This window comes from Blastococcus sp. VKM Ac-2987 (genome assembly GCF_026967805.1).
GTDB lineage: Bacteria > Actinomycetota > Actinomycetes > Mycobacteriales > Geodermatophilaceae > Blastococcus.
The window spans coordinates 31,266-47,471 of sequence record NZ_JAPVBG010000004.1 but is presented as its reverse complement, the minus strand read 5'-3'; the positions used below and the strand labels follow the sequence as shown (position 1 = coordinate 47,471).

The window sequence follows — 16,206 nt, the reverse complement described above, 5'->3', positions numbered from 1 at the left end:
GAGGAGACGTGACGGACTCGAGCAGGACGTCCGGCGGCCGACGCGGGACCCGGGGCAGCGCTCCGGACACGGCCGACGCCTCGGCGTCGGTCCGCACCTTCCCGGACCGGACCGCCGACGGCGACGGCTTGACCCAGCGGCAGCGCCGGGTGCTGGAGGTCATCCGCGACTCGATCGACCGCCGCGGCTACCCGCCGTCGGTCCGGGAGATCGGTGAGGCCGTGGGTCTGTCGTCGGCCTCCTCGGTCGCGCACCAGCTCTCGGTGCTCCAGAAGAAGGGCTGGCTCCGCCGCGACCCCAACCGGCCTCGCGCCCTCGACGTGCGGCTGCCGGGCGACGCCGGCCGCGGCGCCGCGGCTGTCGAGCCCCCGGTGGTCGGCGAGGGCGAGCAGGCCTCCGCGCCCACGTACGTCCCCCTGGTCGGCCGGATCGCCGCCGGTGGTCCGGTGCTCGCCGAGCAGGCGGTGGAGGACGTCTTCCCCCTCCCCCGCGAGCTCGTCGGCGAGGGCACGGTGTTCATGCTCAAGGTGGCCGGTGACTCGATGGTCGAGGCGGCCATCTGCGACGGGGACTGGGTCGTCGTCCGCCAGCAGCCGACCGCCGAGAACGGCGAGATCGTGGCCGCGATGATCGACGGCGAGGCGACGGTCAAGACCTACAAGCGCCGCGACGGGCACGTGTGGCTGCTGCCGCACAATCCCGCCTACGAGCCCATCCCCGGCGACGAGGCCACCATCCTGGGCCGGGTCGTCTCGGTGCTGCGCCGGGTCTGACCGGTCAGGACCGGCGGAACAGCCGGCTGCCCAGCCAGACGACGAGGGTGGCGACGCCGGCGGCGATCAGCGCGGCGGTGATCAGCGGGCGGTCCGAGCGCACCAGCTCGTCGAAGCCCGGCAGCGGGTCCGCGGCGGCCGATGCCGTCGCCGGTGCGGGCGGGCCGGCCGGTAGGGGCACCACGGTGACCGCACTGGGCAGCCCCTCGCTGGCGACCGCCAGCGCCCGGGAATCACTGGTGAAGCTGACCGCCTCGCCCTGGGGCGACTCCGGCAGGGCCACGCGGGTCGGCTCGCCGCCCAGGGCGCCGACGACGTCCGAACCGGTCAGCGGCCACACGTAGGCATCGGTGTAGGTCCGCAGCGCCACGGCGCTGCCGTCCGAGGCGACCGCCCCGCCGGTGATCATCAGCTGGCCGGCCCGGCCGACCGGTCCGCCCGGGGTCCCGGTGAGCGTCACGTTCACGGTGGCGACCCGCTCCATGGGCACAGTCCCGCCGTCGGCCAGGGGGCCGCTGGGCCGGTACACCCCGCTGGACCCCAGGACCTCCTTGGTCACCACGTACGGCGTGCCGTCCGGGGCCACCAGCAGCGCCTCGGCGTCGTGCGCGCCGTCGGGGTAGGTCAGCCGGTGCAGCGCGGTGGCGCCGTCGGGACGCAGGACGTGCAGGGCGACGGTGCCCCGGTCGGAGTTGTTGTCGCCGGTGTCGGCGATCCATACCCCGCCGTCCGGCCCGACCGCGAGGTCCTCCGGGTCGTAGGGGTCCACCGGGGCGGTCCGCACGTCGACGACCGCGCACGTGCCGTCGAGCCCGTACACCGCGACCTGGTCGCCGCCGTCGGCGATCGCGAGCATCTGCTCGCCCACGACCACCAGCCCGGACAGCTCGGCGAGCCGCGGGTCGGTGATCGAGCACCGCACCGTCGGGGTCCCGTCCTCGGCGAGGGCCGCGGCCGGGGCGCCGGCGACCAGCCCGCCGGCGAGCGCGGTCGCCAGCAGCAGCCGCCGCCTCACGGCGCGGCTATCCGGTCGGCCGGCCCGTTCGCGCACGTACCCAGCGTGACAGAACCAATCCGTCCAGTGCATGAACGACGCCCAGCAGCACGATCCCCACGGCCGCGCCCACGATGGCGTCGGTGACCCAGTGGAAGTCCAACGAGACCATCGCGACCCCGGTGGCGACCGGCCCGGCCACGCTCAGCCACCAGAACGTGCGCTGCACCGCGGGCGGCAGCCCGTACTCGACCGCCTGCCACCGGGCGACCCCCCACATGAGCACGGCGTTGGCCACGTGCCCAGAGGGGAACGAGGCGCCGTCGTCGTGGAAGTAGTAGGACCCCGGGAAGGCCGGCGCGGTCCGCCCGATGCCGTACTTGATCGCGTAGACGCAGGCGGTCAGCACGGCGACGGCGAGCACGAGGCGGGCGACCGGCAGCCACGTGCCCCGCCGCCAGGCCAGGTAGCCGATCAGCCCGACGAGCACCACGAGGATGGTGACCCGCCCGCCGAGCTGGGTGACCAGCCAGACGGCCGGGTAGGAGGCCGACTCCTTCAGCCCCCAGTCGCTGACGATCTCGGAGACCCGCAGGTCCATCCGCTCCAGCGACCCGTGCGCGAGCAGATCGGCGGTCACCAGACCCCCGAGCAGCAGCGCCACGAGGACCAGCCACCACGGCGGCCGGCCGACGGAGACGACGGGCGCAGAGCCGGGCAGACCGGTCTCCCGCACCGCACTCCTCGTCACGCCGCCACCGTACCGGGCCGTGACCGGATCGTGATCCGGCCGGCCGGGTGCCCCGCCGCCGCGCGACCGGTCGCCCCGCAGCAGGCGGACGGGTGGATCGCCGTCAGGCGACCGGCACCGCGAACTCCTCCAGCGCGGCCGCCAGCGCCCCGTCCACGCGGGCGGTCAGCCGGGTGCCGCCGCTCTCGTGCTGCTCGCTGAGGATCTCGCCGTCCTGGTGCACCCGGGACACGAGGTCACCCCGCTCGTAGGGCACCAGCACGTCGACGTCGACGTCCGGGTGCGGCAGCCGCTCGGCGACGAGGCTGCGCAGCGCGTCCATGCCGGCCCCGGTCCGGGCCGAGACCCAGACCGCGCCGGGCAGGGCCTGGCGGAGCGCGAGGATGTCCTCCTCGCTCATCGCGTCGACCTTGTTGACGACGATGACCTCCGGCACGGCCGACGCGTCGATCTCGTTCAGCACCACGTGGACGGCGTCGATCTGGCCGAGCGGGTCGGGGTCGGAGCCGTCGACCACGTGCAGCAGCAGGTCGGCCGCGGCGACCTCCTCGAGGGTGGACCGGAACGCGTCCACCAGCTGGTGCGGCAGGTGGCGCACGAAGCCCACGGTGTCGGTCAGCGTGTACTCGCGGCCGTCCGGCGACTGCGCCCGGCGGACGGTCGGGTCCAGGGTGGCGAACAGGGCGTTCTCCACGAGCACGCCGGCGCCGGTGAGCTGGTTGAGCAGGCTGGACTTGCCCGCGTTGGTGTAGCCGGCGATGGCCACGCTCGGCACGGCGTTGCGGCCGCGGCTGGACCGCTGGGTGGCCCGCGCGGTGGCCATCCCGGCGATCTCGCGCCGCAGCTTGCTCACCCGGGCGCGGATGCGCCGCCGGTCGGTCTCGATCTTGGTCTCACCCGGACCACGGGTACCGATGCCGCCACCGCCGGCGACCCGGCCACCGGCCTGGCGGGACAGCGACTCACCCCAGCCGCGCAGGCGCGGCAGCATGTACTGCATCTGCGCCAGCTCGACCTGGGCCTTGCCCTCCCGGCTGGTGGCGTGCTGGGCGAAGATGTCGAGGATCAGCGCGGTGCGGTCGACCACCTTGACCTTGAGCACCTTCTCCAGCTGGTTGAGCTGGCCGGGGGTGAGCTCACCGTCGCAGATGACGGTGTCGGCGCCGGTCGCGGCGACGATGTCGCGGATCTCGTTGGCCTTGCCCGAGCCGACGTAGGTGGCGGCGTCGGGCTTGTCGCGCCGCTGGCTGACCGCGTCGAGCACCTGGGACCCGGCCGTCTCCGCGAGGGCGGCGAGCTCGGCCAGCGAGCGGTCGGCGTCGACCTGCGTGCCCTCGGTCCAGACGCCGACGAGCACGACCCGCTCGAGGCGCAGCTGCCGGTACTCGACCTCGGTGACGTCGGCGAGCTCGGTGGAGAGCCCGGCGACGCGCCGCAGGGCACCGCGCGCCTCCAGCGCGTAGGAACCGGTGGTCTCGTCGGCCTCGGCGTACTGCCCGGCGGGTGCGGGTGCGGATCGGGTGTCGGCCTCGTGCGGCTCGTCGAGCGGCAGGGCGTCGGGGGCGGTCGTCATCGTGTCCAGCGTGGCACGGTCCTTGGCGTCAGGCACCTGAGTTGTCATCACCGGGTGCAACGCATCGACCGCCCCGGTGCATCCCGAACCCGCCGCCGGGGTCAGCCGGCGAGCCACTCCGGGCACAGCGTGCCGGCCGACACCAGGACCGCCGGCCCGCTGAGCACCGTCGTCGCGGGGGTAACCTGCACCGACAGCCGACCCCCCGGCACGTCGACGACGACGGTGCCCTCGGTCGCACCCTCCGCCCGCAGAGCGGTGTAGGCCGCCGCGCAGGCGCCGGTGCCGCAGGAGCGGGTCTCCCCCACACCGCGCTCGAAGACCCGCAGCCGCACGTGCGCGCCCGGCTCGAGCACGTTGACCAGCTCCACGTTCACGCCCTCGGGGAACAGCCCGGCATCGACGACCGGCGTGCCGGTGAGGTCCAGGGTGTCCACGGGGACGTCGGTCAGGCAGGCCAGGTGGGGGTTGCCCATGGATACCGCCGCACCACGGAAGACCGCACCGTCCAGGCGCGCCTCGCCCTCGCCGAACTCGCGCGCGGGGCCCATGTCGACCCAGTAGCCGCCGTCGGCGGCGGCGCCGACCCGCCGGGGGCCACCGCGGGTGCCGACCGGCAGCCCGTCGGAGCAGGCCGCCCGGTCGACGAGGCCCTCGCTGATCAGCGCGTGCAGGAACAGCCGGATGCCGTTGCCGCACATCTCCGCGTAGGAGCCGTCGGCGTTGCGGTGGTCCATGAACCACTCGCAGCGGCCGAGGTCCTCGCCCAGCACCGCCGCCGCGTCCGGGACGTGCGCGCTGCGCACCAGCCGCAGGACGCCGTCGCCGCCCAGCCCGGCCCGGCGCTCGCAGAGCCGCCGCACCATCGCGGCGTCCAGCCGGTCCTCCGGCCACACCGCGCCGTCCGGGTCCGGCAGCAGCACGAAGTCGTTCTCGGTGCCGTGCCCGATCAGCACGCGGGGCGAGGAGGTCACGGGCCGATCGTAGGCGCGGTGATCACCGCGGTGGCGGCGTCGGCCAGGTCCGGGCGGGCGGCGTCGAGCCACGTGGTCGTGGCGTCCCGGCGGAACCACGAGCGCTGCCGGCGGACGAACCGGCGGGTGGTCGTGACGGTCCGCTCGCGCGCCTCGTCGGCCGACAGCACGCCGTCGAACTGCGCCAGCACCTGGGCGTAGCCGAGGGCGCGGGAAGCGGTCGGCCCCTCGCGGAGCCCGACCGCGGCCAGCGCCGCCACCTCGTCGACGAAGCCGGCGGCCCACATCCGGTCGACGCGGACCGCGATCCGCTGGTCCAGCTCGGCCGGCGCCCGGTCCAGCCCGACGACGACGGCCGGGTAGTGCGGCCGGGGGTCGGGCAGCGCGGCCCGGAACGGGCCGCCGGTCAGCTCGATCACCTCGAGGGCCCGCACGATGCGGCGTCCGTTGCTGGGCAGCACGGCCGCCGCGGCCGCCGGGTCGAGGCCGGCCAGCCGCCCGTGCAGGGTGGCCGGGCCGACCGCGGCCAGCTCCGCCTCCAGTCGCGCCCGGACGGCCGGGTCGGTGCCGGGGAAGTTCAGCTCGTCGAGGACGGCGCGCACGTACAGCCCCGAGCCGCCCACGAGGAACGGCACGGTCCCCGCCGCCCGCAGCCGGTCGATCTCGGCGCGGGCGCGCTGCCGGTACTCGGCGACCGACGCCGGCTCGCGCACGTGCCACAGGTCCAACAGGTGGTGCGGCACTCCCCCGCGCTCGGCGGCGTCGGGCTTGGCGGTGCCGATGTCCATGCCGCGGTAGAGCTGCATGGAGTCGGCGTTGACCACCTCGCCGCCCAGCCGCCGGGCCAGCGCCACGGCCAGCGCCGTCTTGCCGGTGGCCGTGGGACCGACGACCGCGACGACCGGCGGCGCGCTCTGGTCCACCGGTTCGCTCCCGCGGGGCCCTCCGCTCCTCGCTCGTTCCTCGCTGCGATGCTCACGCCCCTGTCCGCTCACGCGACCACCCAGTCGGCGACGACGTAGCCCACCCCGAACGGCGCCTCGTCGTGGCGCAGCCGCGCCGTGACGTGCCGGCCGGCGAAGGCGGCGCCGACCGCCCGCCAGGTCGGCACCCCCGCGGCGAGCAGCCGCTCCCCCTCCGCCGCGTCCAGCGCCGCGAGGGCCGTGGCGTCCCCCGTGGCCAGGGCGGTGGCGACGGCGGCGTCGAACGGCCCGGCCGCCGGGTCCAGGTACCCCGGGGCCTTGACGGTGCGCCGCGCGGAGCCGTCGCCCAGCGCCAGCACGCCCACCGGGGCCGGGAGGTCGCGCAGCAGCTGGCCGAGGTCGGCCGGCCCCACGCCCACCCGGGTGCCGCCGAAGGAAACCTCGTCGAGCAGCCAGCCTCCGACGGTGTGCGCCGGGGGCAACCGGCGCCCGCCGGGCCGCAGCCGGCCGTCGAACGGCAGCTGGACGTCGACCCCGTACCCGCGCAGGTCGCCGCCGTCCCCCGCGCCGAACCGCTCCCCCGGCGCGGGACCGGCACCGACGACGACCACCACGTCGGGGGCGGCGGTGACGACTGCGGTCACCGCATCGACGCAGGCCGAGCGCAGGGCGCGGGTCTCCGGGGCCGGCCGCCCCTCCACCGCCGGGAGCAGCAACGGTGGGCACGGGCAGAAGGCGACGGCGGCCGATGCGCGGGACGTCCGGTCGGGCAGGCCGCCGGGAGGGATGGTCACGGCAGCAGTGTCGCCGATGGGACGTGGAACACTGCCGGACGTGTCGAGCACGGACGACCCCGGCAACGGGGTGCAGCAGGAAGCTCCGCCGATTGCGGAGACCCCCGAGACCACCGCCCCGGAGGCGGCGCAGGAGACCGGCAGCCCGGACGCGGTGACCCCCGCGGCCGGCACGCCGGCGGCGCCCACCCCCGCGGACGCGGCGCTCCCCGACCCGACCGGCGAGCCGGAACCGGCGGTGGTCCCCCCGCCGGCCCCCGCGCCCGCACGGGCGGCCGCACCGGTGGAGATCGTGGTGAGCGACCCCGCGCAGTGGGGCCGCGTCGACGAGCAGGGCACCGTCTTCGTGCGCACCGCCGACGGCGAGCGCGAGGTGGGGTCGTGGCAGGCCGGCGAGGCCGAGGCCGGGCTGGCCCACTACGGCCGCCGGTACGACGACCTCGCCACCGAGGTCGCCCTGCTGGAGGCACGGCTCAAGGCGCACACCGGCAACCCGGGTGAGATCAAGACCAAGGCGCAGGGCCTGGCCGAGTCCATCCCGGGCGCCGCCGCCGTCGGTGACCTCGAGGGCCTGGCCGCCCGCGCCCGGGCCATGGTGGAGATCGCCGAGGCTGCGGCCGCCGAGTACCGCGCCGAGAAGGCCGCCGCCCGCGCCGCCCAGGTCGCGCGCAAGGAGGCGCTGGCCGCCGAGGCGGAGCAGATCGCCGCCGACTCGACCGCCTGGAAGGCCTCCGGCGACCGCCTCAAGGCGATCGTCGAGGAGTGGAAGACCATCCGCGGGATCGACCGGAAGACCGACGAGGCGCTGTGGACCCGCTTCGCGGCCGCCCGCGACGCCTTCGGCCGCCGGCGCGGCGCCCACTTCGCCCAGCTGGACGCCCAGCGCGGCGAGGCCCGGGCCGCGAAGCAGGAGCTGATCGCCGAGGCGCAGCGGCTGTCGACGTCGACCGAGTGGGGCCCCACCAGCGCGGCCATGCGCTCGCTGATGGACCGCTGGAAGGCGGTGCCCCGCACCGGCCGCGACGGCGACGACGACCTGTGGAAGCAGTTCCGTGCCGCGCAGGACGTCTTCTTCGACGCGCGCGCCGAGCAGGACAAGGCGCGTGACGCCGAGCAGGTCGCCAACCAGCAGGCCAAGGAGGAGCTGCTGGCCGAGGCGGAGCAGCTCGACCCGTCCAAGGACCTGCGGGGTGCCCAGAACGCGCTGCGGAAGATCCAGGAGCGCTACGACGCCATCGGGCACGTGCCGCGCACCGTGATGCGCTCGCTCGAGGACCGGATGCAGGCGGTCGAGCAGAAGGTCCGGGGCGCCGCCGACGCCGGCCGGGTGCGCACCGCGCCGGAGAACCCGATGGTCACCTCCATGCGCGCGGCGGTCACCAAGGCCGAGGAGCAGCTGGCCAAGGCCGAGGCCGCGGGCGACCAGCGCCGGATCGCCGAGGCACAGGCCAACCTCGTCACCCGGCGCGAGTGGCTCGCCGAGGCGGAGAAGTCCGCCCGCCGCTAGCGCCCCCAGGCATAGGAGGCTTTGCCTACGGTTCGCCGCGCGATTCCGTAGGCAAAGCCTCCTATGCCCTGTCTCAGCAGCCGGTGGTCAGCACGGGCAGCGGGTCGGGGACGCCGATCCGCGGCATGCCGAGCACGACCCCGGGCGTCGTCGGGCGGGTGCCCGCCTCGCTCGCGTCCCCGGCGCGCGTGCGCCGGTGGGACAGCAGCGCGCCATCGGCGACGAGGAAGTGCGGTTTGGCCTCGGTGACGACCGTCTCGACGACGTCGCCCGGGCGGATGCCGTCCGCCGCCGTGAAGTGCACCAGCCGCCCGTCACGGGCCCGGCCGGACAGCCGCCCCGTGGCGGCGTCCTTGCTGCCCTCCCCTGCCGCGACGAGCAGCTCCACCCGCCGGCCGATCTGCGCGCGGTTCTCGTCCCAGCTGATCTGGTCCTGCAGGGCGGTCAGCCGCAGGTACCGCTCCTGCACGACCTCCTTCGGCAGCTGCCCGTCCATCTCCGCCGCCGGCGTCCCCGGGCGCTTGGAGTACTGGAAGGTGAAGGCGCTGGCGAAGCGGGCCTGCCGGACGACCTCGAGGGTCTGCTCGAAGTCGGCCTCGGTCTCCCCCGGGAAGCCGACGATGATGTCGGTGGTGATCGCGGCGTCGGGCATGGCGGCCCGCACCCGGTCGATGATCCCGAGGTAGCGGTCCTGCCGGTAGCCGCGGCGCATCCGGCGCAGCACGTCGTCCGACCCGCTCTGCAGCGGCATGTGCAGCTGGTGGCAGACCGCCGGCGTCTCGGCCATCGCGGTGATGACGTCGTCGGTGAACTCCCGGGGGTGCGGGCTGGTGAAGCGCACCCGCTCGAGGCCCTCGATCGCCCCGGTGGCACGCAGCAGGTCGGCGAAGGCGCCGCGGTCGCGGAACTCGACGCCGTAGGCGTTGACATTCTGCCCGAGCAGGGTCACCTCGAGCACGCCCTGGTCGACCAGCGCCTGCACCTCGGCGAGGATCTCGCCGGGACGGCGGTCCTTCTCCTTGCCGCGCAGCGCCGGGACGATGCAGAACGTGCAGGTGTTGTTGCAGCCGACGCTAATCGACACCCAGCCCGAGTAGGCGGAGTCGCGCTTGGCCGGCAGCGTCGACGGGAAGACCTCGAGGGACTCGACGATCTCCACCTGCGCCTCGGCGTTGTGCCGCGCCCGGTCCAGCAGCGCCGGCAGCGACCCGACGTTGTGCGTGCCGAAGACGACGTCAACCCACGGGGCGCGCCGGACGATCTCGCCGCGGTCCTTCTGCGCCAGGCAGCCGCCGACGGCGATCTGCATGCCGGGGTGCGCGTCCTTCACCGGCCGCAGGTGGCCGAGGTTGCCGTAGAGCCGGTTGTCGGCGTTCTCCCGGACCGCGCAGGTGTTGAGGACGACGACGTCGGCGTCGTCGCCCTCGGGCGCCGCGGTGTAGCCGGCCTCCTCGAGCAGGCCGGACAGGCGCTCGGAGTCGTGCACGTTCATCTGGCACCCGTACGTGCGCACGCGGTAGGTGCGTGCGGCGGGGCTCTCCACAAGGCTGCTCATGACAGCAGCGAGGGTACGGCTCCGGCGCACGCGTCGATCGTCGTCGCCACCGGCCGGGGCCTCGACCTGCAGCGCTGCCCGAGGGGTCTCCGTCGGCGACGGGTGACCGGGCGGCTTTGTTACCCCTTCGTGATCGTCACGATCACTCCGCGTGCACTCCGCGCCCTTAGGGTCCCCAAGATGACCAGCCGTACGAACGGAGAGCCTCTCGTTCGCCTGTCCGGCGTCAACAAGTGGTTCGGCGAGCTGCACGTTCTGCAGGACATCGACCTGGACATCGCCCGTGGCGAGGTCGTCGTCGTCATCGGCCCGTCGGGGTCGGGCAAGTCCACGCTGTGCCGTGCCATCAACCGGCTCGAGCCGATCGAGGAGGGCGAGATCGCCATCGACGGCGAGCGCCTCCCCGAGGAGGGCAAGGAGCTCGCCCGCCTGCGCGCCGACGTCGGCATGGTGTTCCAGAGCTTCAACCTCTTCGCCCACAAGACGATCCTGGAGAACGTCACCCTCGGGCCGGTCAAGGTGCGCAAGCAGTCCAAGTCCGACGCGGACAGGCGTGCGCGCGAGCTGCTCGACCGGGTGGGCGTCAGCGCCCAGGCGGACAAGTACCCAGCGCAGCTGTCCGGGGGCCAGCAGCAGCGCGTGGCGATCGCGCGGGCGCTGGCCATGGAACCCAAGGTGATGCTCTTCGACGAGCCGACCTCCGCGCTGGACCCGGAGATGATCAACGAGGTCCTCGAGGTCATGGTCGGCCTGGCGAAGGACGGCATGACGATGGTCGTCGTCACCCACGAGATGGGCTTCGCCCGCCGGGCGGCCAACCGCGTCGTCTTCATGGACGGCGGCCGGATCGTCGAGACCGCCGAGCCCGAGACCTTCTTCACCAACCCGCAGTCCGAGCGGGCCAAGGACTTCCTGTCCAAGATCCTCACCCACTGATCACACGAGACCGTCAAGCGAGAGGACCGAGAGCCATGAGTTTCCGCCGCAGCGCCCTGGTAGCCACCCTGTCCGCCGTCGTCCTCACCGCCGCCGCGTGCGGCGGCGGTGAGGACGAGGCGGCCGCCCCCGAGCCGGAGGTCGCCGAGGCCCCCGAGTTCGAGGCGGGGACGACGATGGCCGAGATCGCCGAGAGCGGCTCGATCACCATCGGCACCAAGTTCGACCAGCCCGGCTTCGGCCTGGAGACCCTGGACGGCGAGCTCGAGGGCTTCGACGTCGAGGTCGCCAAGATCATCGCCGCCGAGCTCGGCATCGCCCCCGAGGACATCCAGTGGGAGCAGACCCCCTCCGCGGTCCGCGAGGAGGTCATCGAGGGCGGCGAGGTCGACATGGTCGTCGCCACCTACACGATCAACGACGAGCGGGCCGAGCGGATCACCTTCGCCGGGCCGTACTACGAGGCCGGCCAGCAGATCATGGTCGCGGCCGACGACGACACGATCACCGGGCCGGAGTCGTTCACCGAGAACCCGGACCTCACCGTCTGCTCGGTCACCGGCTCGACGCCGTCGGAGCAGATCCGCGAGTACCTGGCGAGCGACTCGCAGCTGGTGCTGTTCGACGAGTACTCGCAGTGCGCCGACGCCCTAGGCAACGGCCAGGTGGACGCCGTCACGACCGACAACGTGATCCTGCTGGGCTTCGTCTCCGAGTCCGACGGCGAGTTCAAGCTCGTCGGCGAGCAGTTCACCGAGGAGCCGTACGGCATCGGCATCGAGAAGGGCGACGTCGCCTTCTGCGAGTTCATCAACGAGACGCTCGCCGCCAACGAGGAGGCCTACGTGGCCGCCTGGGAGGCCACCGCGGGCCAGATCGAGGGCACGCAGACGCCGGAGCTCCCCGAGCCCGCCGAGTGCGTCTGATCGTCCGTCCCACCAGCGACCGGCCGGCCACGACGGCCGGCCGGTCGCTGACGGCCGCAGCGCGGCACCGTCACCGCTGGCACTGAGGGGGGTACGTGAGCCCGGTCATCGAGAACCTCGACCTGTACGTCGACGGTTTCCTGACGTCGCTGAGCATCATCGTGGTGGCCATGATCGGCTCGCTGCTGCTCGGCACGCTGATCGCCGCCTTCCGGGTCTCCCCCGTCCCGCCGCTGCGCGCCTTCGGCACCTTCTGGGTGTCGACCTTCCGCAACACCCCGCTGTCGGTGGTGCTGTTCTTCTGCGCCTTCGGCCTGCCCGAGCTGGGCATCAACCGGACCTTCTACTTCTTCGGCGTCCTGGGCCTGATCCTCTACACGTCCGCGTTCGTCTGCGAGGCCATCCGGTCGGGCATCAACTCGGTGTCCGCCGGCCAGGCGGAGGCGGCCCGCTCGATCGGCCTGAACTTCTCGCAGAGCCTGCGCTTCGTCGTCCTGCCCCAGGCGCTGCGCACGGTGGTGCCGCCGCTGGGCAGCGTGATCATCGCGATGTTCAAGAACTCCGCCGTGGTCGGCGCCTTCGGCGTCGGTGGCGACCTGTGGAGCACCGGTCAGACGCTGACCAGCGCGCGGGGCTACGAGACGCTGCCGATCTTCATCGGTGTGGCGATCGGGTTCCTGCTCATCACCCTCCCGGCCGGCGCCGTCCTGCAGGTCATCGAGCGGAAGGTGGCGATCGCCCGATGAGCCAGCAGGAGACCGTGCTGTTCGACGCGCAGGGGCCGAAGGCCCGCCGCCGGACGATGATCGGCACGGTCATCGGGGCCCTCTTCCTGCTCGCCCTCGCCGTCGTGGTGGTGCTGCGCCTGGCGGGGCAGAACCAGTTCTCCATGGAACTCTGGGGGCCGCTGCTCAACCCCGGGAACGAGAACTTCGAGCTGGTCTGGGGGGTCATCGGCGAGGGCATCGTCAACACCATCAAGGCCGCACTCGTCGCCATGACGCTATCGGTGGTGATCGGCACGCTCATCGCCGTCGCGCGCCTCTCCCTCGGCCGGTACGCCCGGATCCCGCTCATCGGGTTCGTCGAGGTCTTCCGCGGCCTGCCGGTCGTCGTCCTCGTCTACCTGAGCGTCCGGGCGCTGCCCGACGTCGGCATCGACCTGCGCGGATGGCCGGGTGGCCAGGTGTTCTGGGGCCTGATCATCGGCCTCACGGCGTACAACATGGTCATCTTCGCCGAGGTCGTCCGCGCGGGGGTCGCCTCGCTGCCCCGCGGGCAGCGCGAAGCGGCGCTGGCCACCGGCCTCACCAACGGGCAGGCCATGCGGTTGATCCTGCTGCCGCAGGCCTTCCGCGTCATGCTGCCGGCGATCATCAGCCAGCTGGTGGTCGTGCTGAAGGACACCTCGCTGGTGGTCTTCGTGGCCAACTTCGACGAACTGCTCAGCCAGGGCGAGAGCATCATCCGGAACCTGGGCAACCCGATCCAGACCTTCACCGTCATCGCGCTGCTCTACATCGCGATCAACTACACGCTCGGCCGGCTGGCCCAGTGGGTGCAGGCCCGCCAGGCGCGCGGCTCGACGGCCAAGGCCACCGGCGGCGACGACCTGGTGCCCGTCCGGGACGGCGCCTGAGGGCCGACCGCCGTCGCGGACGAGTTGTCCTGAACGACCCGTCCGACCCACTCGTCCCAGCCGAGCGCGCCGACACGTTGCCGAGCGCGACCGTGGCAAGACTGCTGGTCACGATGGAGACCATGCCCGCGGTGAGGCGCCGCAGTCTGCCCCCGGTCCCCCGGGCCGCCGTGGAGACGCTGACCGCGACCGGGCCGGTGACGTCCACCCCACCGACCGACCTGGTTCCCCCGCTGGACGACGGTCAGCAGTTCGTCGAGCGGCTGCGCTCCGCCGCTCCCGCGTTCGCCCGGGCCGCCGGAGCCCAGAGCGCCGTCGTCCGGGAGGTGGTCCCCCCGGCCCGGCACCGGCGCTCCCGTTGCCGGGTGGTCGTCCGCTACGAGGACGGGACCGAGGCCGACCTGACCTTCGTCGGGGAGCGCCGACGGCCGGGGGCCTCGGCCCGGCAGACCTTCGACGCCGAGATCTCCGGCTGGCTCGCGGCCGGCCAGATCCGCGACGACGCCTGGCTGGTGGCCGACCCCGAGGCCCCCAACGGCGCCGCCGTAGACATCCCGGCCTGGCTCGCCAACGGTTGACAGCTGATACGGCAGAAGGCGGTCCGGATCTCTCCGGACCGCCTCCTGCCGTTTGATCTCACCGAGTCCGGAAGGGACCGCGGTCAGGGCAGCGCGCTCTCCTCGTCAAACTCGGGGACGTCGTCGACGTCACCGGCGAGGTCCGCCTCGTCCAGCGCCTCGCGCACGACCGCTGCGGCGAGGCCGCCGTTGTAGCCCTTGCGGGCGAGCATCCCGATGAGCCGGCGGGTGGCCGTGGCCCGGTCCAGCCGGCGCATCGCGCCCACCTTCCGGGCCACGAGCCGGCGGGCCGCCTCGCGCTCGTCGTCGTCGTCCACCGCCTCGACGGCCTCGGCTGCGGTGTCCGGGTCGACGCCCTTCGCCCGCAGCTCGGCCGAGAGCGCCCGGCGGGCCAGCCCGCGGCCGGCCTGCCGGCTGCTCACCCACGCCCGGGCGAACGCCGCGTCGTCGATCAGCCCCACCTCGGTGAACCGGTCGAGGACGGCCTCGGCCGCATCGTCGGGCACCTCCCGCTGAGCCAGCAGATCGGCCAGCTGCTGCCGGGTCTTGGGTGCGCCGGTCAGGGCCCGGAGGCAGACAGCCCGGGCGACCTGCTCGGGATCGCCCGCATCGTCCTCCGGAGAACCGGGGGCGACGTCCGGGGTCAGGGGATCGTCGCCGCCCGGCGCCCGGGACCGGCGACCGGCCCGGGAGGTCCCGAAGCCGGAGCCGGAGTTGGAGCCACGCCGGCGGTTCGGCGGCCGGTCGTCCACCGGCGGGTCAGAAGTCGGGGGCGTCGACCGGCGCCGGGGCGTCCAGCGTCGGGCCGATGCCCAGCTTCTCCTTGACCTTCTTCTCGATCTCGTCGGCCAGGTCGGGGTTGTCCTTCAGGAAGTTGCGGACGTTCTCCTTGCCCTGGCCCAGCTGGTCGCCCTCGTACGTGTACCAGGCGCCGGACTTCTTCACGAAGCCCTGCTCGACGCCGGCGTCGACGATGCCGCCCTCGCGGCTGAAGCCCTGACCCCAGAGGATGTCGAGCTCGGCCTGCTTGAACGGTGCGGCGACCTTGTTCTTGACCACCTTGATGCGGGTGCGGCTGCCGATCGCGTCGGTGCCCTGTTTGAGGGTCTCGATGCGGCGGACGTCGAGCCGGACCGACGAGTAGAACTTCAGCGCGCGACCACCGGTGGTGACCTCGGGCGAGCCGTAGACCACGCCGACCTTCTCGCGCAGCTGGTTGATGAAGATCGCCGTCGTGCCCGAGTTGCTCAGCGCACCGGTGATCTTCCGCAGCGCCTGGCTCATCAGGCGAGCCTGCAGACCCACGTGGCTGTCACCCATCTCGCCCTCGATCTCGGCGCGGGGCACGAGGGCCGCGACGGAGTCGATGACGATGACGTCGAGCGCACCGGAGCGGATCAGCATGTCGGCGATCTCGAGCGCCTGCTCACCGGTGTCGGGCTGGCTGACCAGGAGCGCGTCGGTGTCCACGCCGATGGCGCGGGCGTACTCCGGGTCGAGCGCGTGCTCGGCGTCGATGAAGGCGGCGATGCCGCCGGCGGCCTGGGCGTTGGCCACCGCGTGCAGGGCCACCGTGGTCTTACCGGAGGACTCCGGCCCGTAGACCTCCACGACGCGGCCGCGGGGCAGGCCACCGATGCCCAGGGCGATGTCGAGGGCGATCGAGCCGGTCGGGATGACCTTGATGGCCACCTCGGGGCTGTCGCCCAGCCGCATGACCGAGCCCTTGCCGAACTGCTTGTCGATCTGGGCGAGGGCCATGTCGAGGGCCTTGTCGCGGTCGAGCGTTGCTGCCATGGTGCGTCACCTTCGGTTCGCGAGAAGCGGGTCGGGACCGACGCTAGGGCGAGGCACCGACAGTTTTCCGATTCCGGGGCGGGCTGTGGAGGACCGGCCGCCTGTGGACGACGACACAGTAGGCCGAACACGTGTTCGATCGCCAGGCCGACACGCCGGGGCCCCAGCTCCGGTCCCGGTCACCGCTCCTTGGCCGGCACGTCGAAGTCCTCGCAGACCGCGAGCCACACCTTGCGCACCGGGACACCGGCCTCGATGGCGTCGACCGCCGTGCGCCCGCCGAGGTCGGTGAAGACGTGGTCGCGCGCGACGCTCTGCGCGCGCATGGCCCCGAACTGACCGTCGAGGCGGGACCAGAACTCCTGCAGGCGCACGCCCCGACGCTAACCCGCCGGCTCCCGGCGGCGCCGCACCCGCCCTAGGCTCGACGGCATGATTCCGGGCACGGGCTCGCAGACGCTCGACATCGTCCTCGAGATCGGCATC

At 73.5% G+C, this 16,206-nt stretch carries 17 protein-coding genes; 7 read left to right on the top strand and 10 right to left on the bottom strand.

Annotation, left to right across the window (positions count from 1 at the left end; all coding sequences use genetic code 11):
- Positions 1-8: 8 nt before the first annotated feature.
- Positions 9-773 (top strand): transcriptional repressor LexA, encoded by a 765-nt coding sequence (gene lexA, locus O2W17_RS21140; RefSeq protein WP_269194454.1) that lies wholly within the window; start codon positions 9-11, stop codon positions 771-773.
- A gap of 4 nt (positions 774-777) precedes the next feature.
- Here lexA and O2W17_RS21135 read toward each other — a convergent pair whose 3' ends face one another.
- The 6 genes from O2W17_RS21135 to O2W17_RS21110 form a co-directional block, all read right to left on the bottom strand.
- Positions 778-1,788 (bottom strand): hypothetical protein, encoded by a 1,011-nt coding sequence (locus O2W17_RS21135; protein ID WP_269194453.1) that lies wholly within the window; start codon positions 1,786-1,788, stop codon positions 778-780.
- Positions 1,789-1,795: 7 nt separating this feature from the next.
- Positions 1,796-2,518: a phosphatase PAP2 family protein gene (locus O2W17_RS21130; RefSeq protein ID WP_269194452.1), complete on the bottom strand. Its 723-nt coding sequence runs from the start codon at positions 2,516-2,518 to the stop codon at positions 1,796-1,798.
- A 103-nt stretch (positions 2,519-2,621) separates the two neighbouring features.
- A complete protein-coding gene (gene hflX / locus O2W17_RS21125; protein WP_269194451.1) occupies positions 2,622-4,127 on the bottom strand; it encodes a GTPase HflX in 1,506 nt (501 codons plus the stop codon).
- Between the two features lie 65 nt (positions 4,128-4,192).
- Complete coding sequence (gene dapF / locus O2W17_RS21120) at positions 4,193-5,065, bottom strand: diaminopimelate epimerase (protein ID WP_269194450.1); 873 nt, start codon at positions 5,063-5,065, stop codon at positions 4,193-4,195.
- On the bottom strand, positions 5,062-5,988 hold the full coding sequence (gene miaA / locus O2W17_RS21115; RefSeq protein WP_269194449.1) for a tRNA (adenosine(37)-N6)-dimethylallyltransferase MiaA: 927 nt from the start codon (positions 5,986-5,988) through the stop codon (positions 5,062-5,064). The genes dapF and miaA overlap by 4 nt, the downstream gene beginning before the upstream one ends.
- A 68-nt stretch (positions 5,989-6,056) precedes the next feature.
- Positions 6,057-6,782 carry a hypothetical protein gene (locus tag O2W17_RS21110; RefSeq protein ID WP_269194448.1) on the bottom strand — a complete coding sequence of 242 codons (726 nt, stop codon included), beginning with the start codon at positions 6,780-6,782 and terminating at the stop codon, positions 6,057-6,059.
- Between the two features lie 40 nt (positions 6,783-6,822).
- Between O2W17_RS21110 and O2W17_RS21105 the strand changes: the two genes are divergently transcribed.
- Positions 6,823-8,289, top strand: a complete 1,467-nt coding sequence (locus tag O2W17_RS21105) for a DUF349 domain-containing protein (RefSeq protein WP_269194447.1) — start codon at positions 6,823-6,825, stop codon at positions 8,287-8,289.
- A 73-nt stretch (positions 8,290-8,362) separates the two neighbouring features.
- Here O2W17_RS21105 and miaB read toward each other — a convergent pair whose 3' ends face one another.
- Entirely contained in the window at positions 8,363-9,844 is a 1,482-nt protein-coding gene (gene miaB, locus O2W17_RS21100; protein WP_269194446.1) for a tRNA (N6-isopentenyl adenosine(37)-C2)-methylthiotransferase MiaB, read from the bottom strand.
- Positions 9,845-10,024: 180 nt separating this feature from the next.
- Between miaB and O2W17_RS21095 the strand changes: the two genes are divergently transcribed.
- The 5 genes from O2W17_RS21095 (at position 10,025) to O2W17_RS21075 (ending at position 13,923) form a co-directional block, all read left to right on the top strand.
- Complete coding sequence (locus O2W17_RS21095) at positions 10,025-10,780, top strand: amino acid ABC transporter ATP-binding protein (protein WP_269194445.1); 756 nt, start codon at positions 10,025-10,027, stop codon at positions 10,778-10,780.
- Positions 10,781-10,815: 35 nt separating this feature from the next.
- Positions 10,816-11,706, top strand: a complete 891-nt coding sequence (locus O2W17_RS21090) for a glutamate ABC transporter substrate-binding protein (protein WP_269194444.1) — start codon at positions 10,816-10,818, stop codon at positions 11,704-11,706.
- Positions 11,707-11,801: 95 nt separating this feature from the next.
- Positions 11,802-12,452 carry an amino acid ABC transporter permease gene (locus O2W17_RS21085; RefSeq protein WP_269194443.1) on the top strand — a complete coding sequence of 217 codons (651 nt, stop codon included), beginning with the start codon at positions 11,802-11,804 and terminating at the stop codon, positions 12,450-12,452.
- Entirely contained in the window at positions 12,449-13,345 is an 897-nt protein-coding gene (locus tag O2W17_RS21080; RefSeq protein ID WP_269194442.1) for an amino acid ABC transporter permease, read from the top strand. The genes O2W17_RS21085 and O2W17_RS21080 overlap by 4 nt, the downstream gene beginning before the upstream one ends.
- A gap of 131 nt (positions 13,346-13,476) precedes the next feature.
- Entirely contained in the window at positions 13,477-13,923 is a 447-nt protein-coding gene (locus tag O2W17_RS21075; protein WP_269194441.1) for a hypothetical protein, read from the top strand.
- Positions 13,924-14,006: 83 nt separating this feature from the next.
- Here O2W17_RS21075 and O2W17_RS21070 read toward each other — a convergent pair whose 3' ends face one another.
- The 3 genes from O2W17_RS21070 to O2W17_RS21060 all read right to left on the bottom strand — a co-directional run bounded on the left by O2W17_RS21070 (position 14,007) and on the right by O2W17_RS21060 (position 16,094).
- Positions 14,007-14,675, bottom strand: a complete 669-nt coding sequence (locus O2W17_RS21070) for a regulatory protein RecX (protein ID WP_269194440.1) — start codon at positions 14,673-14,675, stop codon at positions 14,007-14,009.
- A gap of 7 nt (positions 14,676-14,682) precedes the next feature.
- Entirely contained in the window at positions 14,683-15,720 is a 1,038-nt protein-coding gene (gene recA, locus O2W17_RS21065) for a recombinase RecA (protein ID WP_269194439.1), read from the bottom strand.
- A gap of 179 nt (positions 15,721-15,899) precedes the next feature.
- Positions 15,900-16,094, bottom strand: coding sequence for a DUF3046 domain-containing protein (locus O2W17_RS21060; RefSeq protein WP_269194438.1), 195 nt, complete (start codon positions 16,092-16,094; stop codon positions 15,900-15,902).
- Between the last annotated feature and the right edge of the window lie 112 nt (positions 16,095-16,206).